Raw genomic sequence first — 12,546 nt, forward strand, 5'->3', positions numbered from 1 at the left:
TTTTGCAACACATTGTTCTACATTTTTTTTGCAAATTTATTATATGGGTTTGTCCTTCGGCTGTGCATGCAAATAATCCTTTTTGCCAGAAGTTTTCACCAAACAAAATAGCCTGCCGGGGTGGGCAGGCATAAAGGGTATGGGTATTTTTATTAAAAGAGATTGCTATTGTTTAGCCAACTTCTACAGCGGATGTTTGGAAAAGCTCCTGGGCTACATATTTAGTTAAGTCGACAACGCGGCATGAATAGCCCCATTCATTATCATACCAAGCCAATACTTTCACTTTATTCGTACCGATTACCATTGTGGATAATCCGTCGATGATAGCAGAATGTTCATTTGTATTAAAATCGATTGAAACTAATGGTTCATCTGTGATATCAAGAATTCCATTCAGTGATCCTTGTGAAGCAGTTGCAAAAGCCGCATTAACTTCTTCAATTGTAACGTCGTTCTTAAGGTCAACAACTAAGTCAACTAAAGAAACGTTAGGAGTCGGAACACGAAGTGCCATGCCATGCAATTTGCCTTTTAAATGAGGCAGTACAAGCGACAAAGCTTTGGCTGCTCCTGTTGAAGTCGGGATGATTGACTGTCCGCAGGCACGTGCACGGCGAAGATCTTTGTGCGGGTTATCAATATTCTTTTGGTCATTCGTATAAGCATGGACAGTTGTCATGAGCCCATTTTCAATGCCAAATTGCTCATCAAGAACTTTTGCAACCGGTGCAAGGCAGTTCGTTGTACATGAAGCATTTGAAATGACATCATGTTCCTTTATATTTAATGCGCTTTCATTTACGCCCATAACAATCGTAACATCTTCATTTTTTCCAGGTGCAGTAAGAATAACCTTTTTAGCTCCTGCTTCAAGGTGAAGACCAGCTTTATCGCGTGAATTAAATTTGCCAGTTGCTTCTATAACAATATCGATATTCATTTCCTTCCAAGGAAGCTCCTCAGGATTGCGGTTGCTGACAAGCAGAACTCTTTTGCCGTTCACAACAATGGCATTGTCTTCTGGAACAACACTTCCATCGAATTGTCCATGGTTGGTATCATATTTAATTAAGTGCGCCAATGTTTCAGCAGGGTAGCTTGCATTTATGGCAACAACTTCAAGATTATCTTCCAGGATGGCTTTTCTAAAAACCATTCGTCCAATTCTTCCAAAACCATTAATCGCTATTCTCGCCTTCATGTTACGGCCCCTTCCGCATTAGTGTTATACTTTTATTACCCTAAGATGTAATTAGTATAACATATTAATAGTCGTTTGTGATGAATAAAATGCGGATTTTTAAATGTTTAACAATTCAGAAATATTTTAACTACATAAAGGCTTATAAATACCTAATTTCATAATAATTTTGCCTAAGAAAAGAAAACATTTCTTTTTATTTTGTCATACTAATTAGCTTTAAAACAAAAAAAGAGCCTTTTCAGGCCCTTAAATAGCGTTCCAATTTTTTAAAATATCCCATAATTGTTTCTCAGTGTCTTCAATACTCCCGTTATTGTCGATAACAGCATCAGCCAGGGCCTTTTTATCTTTTAATGGCATCTGCGAGCGGATCCTCGCGCAGGCTTCCTCCCTTGAAAGCTGATTTCTGGCCATGAGCCTCCGCAGCTGCGTATCTTCATCTACATAAACTAATAAAGTCTTATCAGCCATAAATGTTAACTTACTCTCAAATAACAGCGGAATATCAAGAATCACCAATTTTTCATCTTTGCTGATTGCTTTTTCTTTCTTGGCTATCATTCTTTTACGAACAGCCGGATGGACAATACTATTTAATTTCAGCCGCTCCTTCTCATCATGAAAAATGATGGAGCCAAGTTTCCCGCGGTCTATTGAATCATCCTCAAGCAGTATACGATCCCCAAAGTGCCGGATAATTTCCCGGTAAGCTTCTTCTCCTTTTTCAACAGCTAATCTGGATTCCACATCTGCGTCAATTACAGTGATACCTTTTTCAATTAAGATGGCTGAAACGGTGCTTTTACCGCTTGCAATACCACCTGTCAGTCCTATGGTTAATGACATAGCTTGTTCCTTTCAAGGTCTTTTTAAATTTTCCAGATGCCAATTACGATTAAAATAATGCCGGGAATAAATGAGAACTTATGGACCCATCCGCACTTGGAAAAAAGAGATCCAACCTGCATTCCCATAAACACAAACAAAGAGCTCATTAAGGCAACTGTCAAAGCCAAGTAATATGGCGAATATCCCAGCATGGCCGCACCGATTCCAGCTCCAAAGGCATCCAGGGATAAAGCAAGCCCCAGCATAAGCGCTTCAACACCAGTAATTGCACCAGATTTATCAAAATCGGCAGACATCGGCTTTTTCAGGATATTAATAACGAGGCCCAGTGATTTAATTTCAAAATTTACAATTGTTTTTTCATGAGGCAAAACATCCTTAACCTTTTCAGGCCTGAAAAATTGATAAAGAACCCAGGCACCCAGAATGATAAGAATGATTCCTCCCATACTTTCAGCAAAAGCCGGCGATAAAAAGGCCTCTATGAGATGGCCAATTGTCATCGCAGCCATTAGCGTAATTGCTGAACAGCAAGCGATTATGCTGATCGATTTAAATGGTATATTCATTTTTCTTAAACCATATGTTAAACCGACACTAAAACTGTCAAGACTGACAGCAAAAGCAAGTATTAAAAGCGAGAATGCATGCACCATTGAATAGAGCTCCTTCCTGTCAATCGCTACGATAGTATATGGAAGAAGCCCATCCAATGTTATTAGAAAAGCGGACTGTGTCCGCCATTCTTGTGCATCAGTTTAATATTAGGCTAAAATTCATTATCTTTTTTCTGGCAGGATGGACAAAAGACTGTACCCCGGCCTCCTGTCACGGTCCTTTCAAGAGTATTTCCGCAGACTTTACACTCTTCTCCTTTTCGCCCGTAAACATAAAGTTCCAATTGGAACATGCCGATTTCCCCTTGGGAATTTACATAGGAGCGAATGGTACTCCCTCCCTTTTCTACCGCTTCCTTAAGGGTGTCGGAAATCTCCTTATGGAGCGTTTCCAATTCCTCCCTTGATAAGCTGTTTGCCGGTCTTTCCGGATGGATGCGGGAACGGAATAATGCTTCATCAACATAAATATTCCCAAGGCCGACAATTGTTTTCTGGTCAAGAAGCGCTGTTTTGATATTTCTCGTCGTCTTTGCCAGCCTTGCAGCGAGCTCGTCCACTGTGAAATCCTCGGCAAATGGCTCCGGACCCAGATGGGAAAGCGGAAGCATGTTAAATTCATCGCCTTTTGCATACAAGTGCATCGTCCCGAATTTGCGGACGTCCTTATACCGAAGCTCCGTTCCATCTGTAAAATGAAATATGACATGCGTATGTTTTTCAACGGGCTCGTCTTTCGGAAAAAGCCCGTATCTTCCTTCCATTCTTAAGTGGGATATAAGGGCATAATCATCTGTATATAGAATCAAAAACTTGCCTCTCCTGCCTATTTCCCGAAAGGTTTGTCCGGCTATAGCATCCTGAAATTGGGAGACCTCGTCAGGATGCTTAACCATTTTTGGCCAGAAAACAGATACATGTGCAATTGTTCTATTAACAACCAATTCCTGGAGTGTCCTTCTGACCGTTTCAACCTCAGGAAGTTCAGGCATATAAATCCCTCCAATTCGAAAAGCGCAGTGCGCATTAAAGTAATATTATTCAATTAAAACAGGAAAACATTAGATGACATAGCCCTCATCAAAGTAAAGAAAAGGGGTGTAGAAGGATCTATCCCCCTGCAAACGGAGAATTTGGGCGTCATAAACGCTTTGAGAAAAATAGTCTCTTCAAGCTAATGTTCCCTGTCGTTCAACGTTTCCAGCCGCAACCAAAAACGGTGATTTACTATGGCAGCCATAAAACTAAAAGAATTACTTTGCATCAAACCATGTAGGCCCATAAGAATAATCAACCTTCAATGGAACCTTCAGTTCTACGGCATTTTCCATTACATCAGGCACAATCTTTTTAAGTGTCTCTATTTCTTCCTCGGGAGCTTCAAAGATCAGTTCATCGTGTACCTGCAGCAATAACCGTGCTTTAACACCCTCATCCAGCAGGCGGTCTGCCATGTCAATCATCGCCTTTTTAATAATATCTGCAGCGCTTCCCTGGATTGGTGTGTTCATTGCCGTCCGCTCTGCAAAGCTGCGCAGGTTAAAGTTACGGCTGGTGATTTCAGGCAAGTATCTTCTCCTGTGGAGGAGGGTTGATACATAACCCTTTTGCTTGGCATCATGTATGATATCGTCCATATATTGCCTTACCCCTGGATAGCTTTCCAGGTAGCGGTCAATAAACTTTCCGGCTTCCTTTCGTGTAATGCCCAGGCTTTGGGAAAGCCCATAATCACTTATTCCATATACAATCCCAAAGTTAACGGCCTTTGCATGTCGGCGCATATTGGATGTTACTTCATCCGTACTGACATGGAATACTTCCATCGCCGTCTTCGTATGAATGTCCATATCTTCATTAAAGGCTTCAATAAGCTTTTCATCGTCTGCAATATGCGCTAGTACTCGCAGCTCAATTTGCGAATAATCTGCTGCAAAAATGACCCAGCCTTTTTCTGAAGGAACGAATGCCTGCCTGATTTTTCTTCCTTCTTCTAAACGTATCGGGATATTTTGCAGGTTCGGATCTGTGGAGCTTAATCTTCCTGTTTGTGTAAGAGCCTGATTAAATCTTGTATGAACCTTGCCTGTCTCTTTGTTAACAACCTTCAGCAAGCCCTCGATATATGTGGATTGCAGCTTGCCAAGCTGGCGGTAATGCAGGATATCCCGGATAATTTCATGTTCACTTTCCAGCTTTTCAAGGACATCAGCAGAAGTTGAGTAACCTGTTTTTGTTTTCTTAATAACAGGCAAGCCCAATTTTTCAAAAAGGATAATCCCCAGCTGCTTTGGAGAATTGATGTTAAAAGCCTCTCCCGCAAGCAGGTGTATTCGCTTTTCAATTTCATCCAATTTAGAAAGCAGATCTTGGCCCATTGCTTTCAACCGCTCAAGATCGACTTTGATCCCTGTTGATTCCATATCAGCCAAAATTAATGATAATGGCATTTCCAAATCGTAAAACAGCTCTGCCTGCTGGTTTTCTTTTAGTTCATTATCCAACTTTTCCTTCAGCGCCAGCAGTGCTGCAGCCTTCCTTGCCAAATGTCCCGCAAGTTCCTTTTCTTCAGGTATTCTTCTTTTGGCTCCCTTTCCATAAAAAGCTTCATCTGATTGAATCGCAGTGTACCCATGATTTTTAGCAACTGAAGCAATATCTTCAATTGTTTGGGATGGATTAATCAAATATGAAGCAATGTACAAGTCAAAATCTGCTCCTTTTAGATGGATGCCGTGATGGCGAAGGGAAACCTCGGACCTTTTTGCATCATACACGGTTTTCTTTTTTGTCTCATCCTCAGCCCACTTTTTAAACACTTCCGACTCAAGTGCTTTATCTTTGGCAAGAAAGAAGCTGCCATTTTCGTTGGCAATAGAAAAACCGATGATATCAGCATAATGGTAATTATCTTCAAGAACTTCAACATAAAATGCATTTTCATCTGAAAATATCTCTTCGTTAATTTCTTCTGCAATTGTAAATTCAATTTCTTCGAGATTCTCTTCAACTGCTTCAGTATCGCCGCCAAGCTTTTCTAGCAGGGAGTTAAAGCCGAGCTCTTTGAAAATGCCCACGACTTTCTCTTTTTCATATCCTTCATACTCAACATCATCAATCTTTATTTCTACCGGGGCCTCTCTTGTAATGGTAGCGAGCTCTTTGCTCATCAGGGCTTGCTCCTTGAACTCTTCCAGCTTTTCCTTCAGCTTTTTCCCGCTGACCTTTTCGATTGAATTCAATAATTCTTCAAGTGTACCAAATTCCTTCAGCAATTTAAGCGCCGTTTTTTCCCCCACTCCCGGAACTCCAGGAATATTATCCGAACTATCCCCCATAAGGCCTTTCATATCAATAATACGGTCGGCTGTAATCCCGTACTTCTCTTCTATATGGGCGGGAGTATACTCCTCGATATCCGTGATGCCTTTTCTCGTTATGCTGACAGTAACAGTATCTGAACTAAGCTGCGTCAAATCCTTGTCCCCGGAAATAACTTTTACTTCATAACCGTCTTTTTCAGCTTGAAGCGACAGTGTGCCAATAATATCATCTGCTTCATAGTTTTCCAGTTCATACCTGGAAATTCCGTAGGCATCAAGGAGCTCCCGGATATAAGGAAATTGCTCCGAAAGCTCTGGCGGCGTTTTTTGCCTTCCACCTTTATACTCACTGAATGTTTTATGGCGGAATGTTGTTTTCCCGGCGTCAAAGGCTACAAGCAAATGAGTAGGCTTTTCATCCTCCAGAATTCTCTGCAGCATCATTGTAAACCCGTAAACTGCATTTGTATGTACTCCCTTATCATTGTTTAAAAGCGGCAATGCGAAAAATGCACGATACGCGATGCTGTTGCCATCTATTAGAACCAGCTTCTTTTTATCCAAATAAAATCTCCTCCTCAAGAAAAACGCAATGCTATCAGATAAATACCCTGGTAAATCTGAAGTATCAGCTTTATAAAATTATAAAAACCGTTATTTTCCTTTATTCTATCATGAGCAGATAGAGAAAGAAAAATAACGGCTTTCGCATTAAGAAACCCTATTTTTATCTAATTTTTATTCTGTATCTCCCATTAGCAAACGGGCATATGGTGAATCAGATGGAAGAACAATAACGGTCTCTCCATTGATTGTCTTTTTGTAGGATTCAAGGGTACGGTATAAAGAGTAGAAGCTAGGGTCTTTTGAGAAAGCTTCATTATATACTTTCGCAGCTCCCGCTTCCCCTTCAGCACGGATCTCTTCAGCATCTGCCTGGGCCTTCGCAAGGATTTCCCTTACATTTCTGTCTGTTTGTGCAATAATGATGTTTTTTTGTGCATCACCCTTCGAAAGATATTCCTGTGCTGTTGATTGGCGCTCGGAAATCATTCTTGTATAAACGGATTGCTCATTTTCACCCGGTAAATCTGTCCGCTTAATCCGAACATCCGTAACAGTGATTCCATAATTGTCATTCGAAAGCAATTCGTTAACTTTAGCGGTAATTTGGTCGTTCAAGGATCCTCTTGAAGATTTTTCGTCGTTTATAATTTCATCATAATTGAGCTGGCCCAGTTCGGATCGGGTAACAGAGTAAATGAATTCTTCCATCCTGGCTTCTGCACCCTCTAGTGTTCTTGCATTGGCAATCATCTTCTTGGGGTCTTCAATTCTCCATACAGCATAATTATCGATAATCATTACCTTTTTATCCCTTGTGTTGATTTCAGCTTCAGATACATCATAAGTCATCTGGTATTTAGGAAGCGTTGTAACACTTTGAATGAACGGTATTTTATAAGATAACCCGGGTTCACTTTTAATTCTGACAACCTCTCCAAATTGCCGGATGACCTTATACTCTCCTTCCTTCACGATAAAAAGATTGCTAAAAAGAATCGCCAATGAGGCAATGATTATGACCAGGAGAATTCCAAATCTGGTATAATTTCTCCATTGAAAACTCCCCCCGCGTTCATTTATATTAACCACATTCTGATCACTCATTATCCGTACCTCCATCCTCTTTTGGTTTTGCCTGTTCTTTTTCAAGAGGCCGAATCGGGAAGTATTTCATTGTATTGCCATCATCATTCATAATATAAATTTCTGCTTCAGGCAGAACTTGTTCGAGTGTTTCGAGGACAAGCCGCTCTCTTGTAATATCCGGGTTATTTTTGTATTCTCCATAAATTTTATTAAAAACTGCTACATCGCCTCGTGCTCTTTCCAGACGGGCTGCCTTTTCCCCTTCTGCTTTGGAAATGAGGGCATCCTTCTCTCCTTCAGCTTCGTTCATTCTCTGGTTCTTATACTTTTCCGCTTCATTAAGTTTTGTGTTGGCCGTTTCCCGCGCGTCTGTTACATCGGTGAACGCCTTTCTGACATCTTCATTCGGCAGTTCAACATCCTGAAGCTTCACGGCCAGCACCGAAATCCCAATATCATATTTATTTACCAGGGAGGTTAGCAGTTCCCTGACTTCAGCCTCTATTTCCGCTTTTCCAGAGGTTAAAGCATCATCAATTTTGGAGCTTCCTATAATACTTCTCAACGATGCTGAAGTAGAATCATAAAGTACTTCTTCCGGATCTTCAGCATTGTAAAGATATTTCTCAGGATCCGTTATTTTCCATTGTACTACCAGATCTGCCAGAACAATATTTTCATCTCCTGTAATCATTTTCGTTTCTTCTGGGAAATCCTTTATTTCCCCATCCTTTTCTTCATAGCCAAATTGCAGGGAAAAAGTCTCTTTCGAAAGCTTCTCTACACTTTGGATAGGCCATGGCAATTTAAAATGAAGTCCTGGTTCCGTAATACCCTCTTCAACTTTTCCAAAGGTTAAAATAACCGCCTGATCTGATTCATCGACCGTGTACCATGTAGTAAAAGCCACCATACTTAAAATAACAATTGCCAGAACGAGGCCCACAATTGTGTAAATTCTCTTAAGACTGACCATTTCCTCTCCCCTTTCCCTCTTCTTATTTCTATAACTCTTCATACGCTTTAATTACGAAAAGGTTTCAGAAATATGACAAAAAAGGAGAGGAATTGTTTTATCCATGAGATATATAAGGGGATATAAGTTCGTTAATTTATTTGTGAAATAGATTGAAATAAAACTTAAGGTATAAAACTTCTTAATAAATATGCTCTATTAAGCTTGCGCCCAGCAAACCCCGGGCCCGGGCTGTCCTAATCTCTACAATCACTAAGCCTTGTCGGGTCGGTCGCCCTTTGACTCGATCTCCCTCAGGACATTGAACCAGTATCCGCGAGAGAATACCGCTCGAAGGACATTCAAATCTATATTCGGGGATCTCAAGCCTTCCGCTCCAATCAGCAGGATGACAATGTGCTTTAACATAGCAAAAAAATAAGAAAGGCGAAAGCGGGGTCAGCTTTCACCTTTCTCTATGGCTCCTTGGATGAAGGGGTTTAACAATTAAGATTTTAACAACACAATGTAAAGGGAACATAAATCAGTTGTAAAAATAATGTAAAGTTAACTTTTCCACTTCATCCAATTATTACATTGATTCATTAAATTTTTTAGGAAGTTCTATTGTAAAGGATGTTCCTTTGCCAACTTCGCTTTTTACCGTTATGGAGCCCCTATGAGCTTCAACCAAATGCTTTACAATCGCAAGTCCGAGTCCTGTTCCGCCGGAATTCCTGCTCCGTGCTTTATCGACCCGATAAAAACGTTCGAAGATACGGGGAATTTCTTTTGCTTCAATTCCAATGCCTGTGTCGGTTATTTCAGTTACCACTGCCGTACCGGTCTCATGTAACGAAATATAAATGGTCCCTTGATTCGGAGTATAGGAGATCGCATTAGATATTATATTAATAAATACCTGCTTTAGCCGATGTACATCTCCATCAATGCAGATTGGCTTTTTCTCCCTCTTATAATCAAAAACAATACCCTTTTCAACAGCTTTTCCTTTCGTTATGGCCAATACTTCATCAAGTACCACAGTCAAATCCATTGGCTGAATGGATAAGCTGAATCCCTGCTTCTCGATTTTGGATAAGTCCAGTAAATCTTGAATGAGGGACTGCAGCCGATCGCTTTCCTTCAATATAATATTCAGGAAATCCTTCAAAGCCTGCTTGTCCTCCATAGCCCCGTCCAATAGTGTTTCCGAAAAGCCCTTGATTGAAGTAATTGGTGTTTTCAGCTCATGGGAAACATTCGCTACAAAATCCTTCCTCATCTGCTCAAGCTTCTTTAGCTCTGTAATATCATGAAAAACCAGCAATATTCCCTTCCACTCATCATTGGTTCCGATAATAGGAACACCGTATACTTCAAAATAGCGTCTTTCTATATTCACAGGAATGATCAATTGCCTTTTCACTTTTTGCTCGGTCATGAATATCTCTTCTATTATATCTGTAATGCCTTTATGCTCAATAACTTCATAATAGAGTTTATACAAATATTCAGAGGGGTTTACGTTAAAAACCTCTTTGTATGGACGGTTAATTAAATTTATATACCCTCGGCTGTCAATCAGAATGAGGCTGCTGCCCATATTTTCAATAAGAGCCCCTAGCCGGTCTTGTTGCATTTCTCGTGATTTAACCATTTCCTGAAGGTTTCTGGCCAGTACATTAATAGAGGTGCTGAGCATGCCTGTTTCGTCTGCTTGATCTTCATAGGTCCTTGCCCGATAATTTCCTTTAGCAAGTTCTATAGCGACCTTAGTCGCTGATTCGATCGGCTTTGTATAGCGTGCTGTTATCCGCGCCCCAAGCATGATTATGACAAAAAGGGAAAGTCCCAGGCTGATGGTCAAAATCCACCAAATTTGCTGATAGGCCTTTTGGGTTTCTGTCATTTTTGTACTTAAAAATATGTAGCCTTCCTGTTCCCCATTTGTAAATAATGGATGCCAATAATAATGCAAATTATATCCGCCGGCAACTTCCCAGCCTGTTTGATCATCCTCTTCTTTTTTTAAAATCTCAAAAATAATCTCCTGATGCCTGCCTTGTGTGGTTGCACTTTTATTGCTGCTATCAAATAAAATCCTTCCCTGATTATCAGAAGCCGTTACACGTACACCAAGAATGTCACTAAATTCATTGACTTTACCATTACTTAGGGAAGTAATGCCTCCATTATCCACTACATAGCTGGAAATCATTTCAGTTTCCTTTTTTAAACGTTCATCAAAAGCCTTCAAATAATAGCTTTTAAAAAGCTGGCCCAAGAGAAGTCCTACTCCAATTAAAACGGCAAATATTAAAGTGAGCAATGCAAAAAGCAGCCGTGACCGGAACCTGGTCATTCTCCTTTAGGCTCCTCCAGCTTATACCCTAACCCCCGGATTGTTTTAATATAAACTGGTTTTTTTGTATTCTTTTCGATTTTCTCTCTTAAATGGCTTATATGTACATCTACAATTCTTGTATCTCCTGCAAAGTCATAATTCCACACTGCGCTTAGAAGCTGATCTCTTGTAAGAACGCGCCCTTTATTTTTAGCAAGATAAAGAAGCAATTCAAACTCTTTCGGAGTCAATTCAAGGAGCCCTTCCTCAAAATAAGCCTCATAGTGCTCAGGGAATATTTTCAAGCCTCCAATCCGAAATGAATCGGTTTCTTCTGCCTTCTCCTCAGCAGGCTCTGGCATAAATTGAGTCCTCCGCAAAATGGCTTTAACTCTTGCAACAACTTCACGGGGGCTGAACGGCTTTGTCATATAATCATCTGCACCCAGTTCAAGGCCAAGTACTTTATCAAATTCATCATCTTTAGCTGTCAGCATCAAAATGGGTATTGAAACTTTTTGCTGCCTAAGCTGCTTGCAAACTTCAATGCCATCAAGCTTTGGAAGCATAAGATCCAATACAATAAGATCCGGCTTTTCTAAAACTGCCAGATCCTTTCCCTCCTGGCCATCCATTGCAGTAATAACCTCATACCCGGCCTGCTGAAGATTATACTGCAGTAAAGTTACAATTGATTGTTCGTCATCTACAACAAGAATCTTTTTATCCATAACATCCTCCGATTGAATGTATTACCCCTTTGAAAAAGCTTTAACTGAACTAGCTTCATTTATAAAGAAAGCAGGAATTCTTCTGCCTATTAAACCCCTATTTGCCATATCTCTATTATAATATAAACAAAAGGATAATAAGCAACCGAAAGCTAAAGGTTATTTAAAACCTAAGCTCTGTTAAACTTGCCTGCTGATTTCCGCACTAATCAGCAAAGTGCCATAATCGACAATGGATTTTTAACATAACCAAAACATAAAAAAAGATGTGCATGTTCTGCACATCCTGTTTGCCTTATTAAAAATTTTCAAGAGCATTTCCATCCATAGGCTGAAGTTTGTACGGAGGACATACAAGAAGCAGGCCATTGATAACTGTTTCTTCCTCTTCATTTGTTCCCTGTACCTTAATTTGAATGGTATGGCTACTGGTGTTTACTTCAGTTACCTCGAATAAGAATTGAACTGTCCCATAATGATAGACCGGCTTTACATACTCAATATCCTGTTTTAAAATATGGCTTCCCGGGCCAGGCAAATATTTTGAAACAGCTGAATTTATAATTCCATTTAGCATCACACTTGGGACAATCGGCTTTTTATAAGGAGTTTGCGATGCATAGTCATGCTGGATATAAAGCGGGTTCGCATCGTTAGTCAGGCCCAAATATAGCAGTAACTCTTTATCTTCTATCTTTTCTGTTAGCGTTAATTTCTCGCCTATAGATATTTCTTCAATTTTCCTACCTAATTTTCTTTTCTTTCCAAGCAGCATCTCTCTGCACCTCCGTGTAATGTAAACGTTTACAAGGTTGCTGAATAAAAAATAGACTATAGAATAATTTCTATTATTCAGTCTATTTC

General features: G+C 40.1%; 10 protein-coding genes. All 10 read right to left on the reverse strand.

What is annotated here, in order from left to right; all coding sequences use genetic code 11:
- Positions 1 to 172: 172 nt before the first annotated feature.
- Entirely contained in the window at positions 173 to 1,204 is a 1,032-nt protein-coding gene (locus DFO73_RS18795) for a glyceraldehyde-3-phosphate dehydrogenase (RefSeq protein WP_110066252.1), read from the reverse strand.
- Positions 1,205 to 1,453: 249 nt separating this feature from the next.
- The gene (coaE, locus tag DFO73_RS18800) at positions 1,454 to 2,053 is read right to left on the reverse strand and encodes a dephospho-CoA kinase (RefSeq protein ID WP_110066253.1); all 600 of its coding nucleotides are present in this window, start codon (positions 2,051 to 2,053) and stop codon (positions 1,454 to 1,456) included.
- Between the two features lie 23 nt (positions 2,054 to 2,076).
- Positions 2,077 to 2,712, reverse strand: a complete 636-nt coding sequence (gene ytaF / locus DFO73_RS18805) for a sporulation membrane protein YtaF (RefSeq protein WP_110066254.1) — start codon at positions 2,710 to 2,712, stop codon at positions 2,077 to 2,079.
- A gap of 113 nt (positions 2,713 to 2,825) precedes the next feature.
- Complete coding sequence (gene mutM / locus DFO73_RS18810) at positions 2,826 to 3,665, reverse strand: DNA-formamidopyrimidine glycosylase (protein WP_110066255.1); 840 nt, start codon at positions 3,663 to 3,665, stop codon at positions 2,826 to 2,828.
- 261 nt (positions 3,666 to 3,926) lie between these two features.
- Positions 3,927 to 6,560, reverse strand: a complete 2,634-nt coding sequence (gene polA, locus DFO73_RS18815) for a DNA polymerase I (protein WP_110066256.1) — start codon at positions 6,558 to 6,560, stop codon at positions 3,927 to 3,929.
- A 174-nt stretch (positions 6,561 to 6,734) separates the two neighbouring features.
- Complete coding sequence (gene hflC, locus DFO73_RS18820) at positions 6,735 to 7,667, reverse strand: protease modulator HflC (RefSeq protein ID WP_110066257.1); 933 nt, start codon at positions 7,665 to 7,667, stop codon at positions 6,735 to 6,737.
- Positions 7,660 to 8,625 (reverse strand): FtsH protease activity modulator HflK, encoded by a 966-nt coding sequence (gene hflK, locus DFO73_RS18825; RefSeq protein ID WP_110066258.1) that lies wholly within the window; start codon positions 8,623 to 8,625, stop codon positions 7,660 to 7,662. Before hflK ends, hflC begins: the two co-directional genes overlap by 8 nt.
- 571 nt (positions 8,626 to 9,196) lie before the next feature.
- Complete coding sequence (gene pnpS / locus DFO73_RS18830; RefSeq protein ID WP_110066259.1) at positions 9,197 to 10,969, reverse strand: two-component system histidine kinase PnpS; 1,773 nt, start codon at positions 10,967 to 10,969, stop codon at positions 9,197 to 9,199.
- Positions 10,966 to 11,682 (reverse strand): response regulator transcription factor, encoded by a 717-nt coding sequence (locus DFO73_RS18835; protein ID WP_110066260.1) that lies wholly within the window; start codon positions 11,680 to 11,682, stop codon positions 10,966 to 10,968. Before DFO73_RS18835 ends, pnpS begins: the two co-directional genes overlap by 4 nt.
- Positions 11,683 to 11,980: 298 nt before the next feature.
- On the reverse strand, positions 11,981 to 12,457 hold the full coding sequence (locus tag DFO73_RS18840) for a MaoC/PaaZ C-terminal domain-containing protein (protein WP_110066261.1): 477 nt from the start codon (positions 12,455 to 12,457) through the stop codon (positions 11,981 to 11,983).
- Positions 12,458 to 12,546 lie beyond the last annotated feature (89 nt).

This window comes from Cytobacillus oceanisediminis, from assembly GCF_003182355.1.
Classification (GTDB): Bacteria; Bacillota; Bacilli; order Bacillales; family Cytobacillaceae; genus Cytobacillus; species Cytobacillus oceanisediminis_A.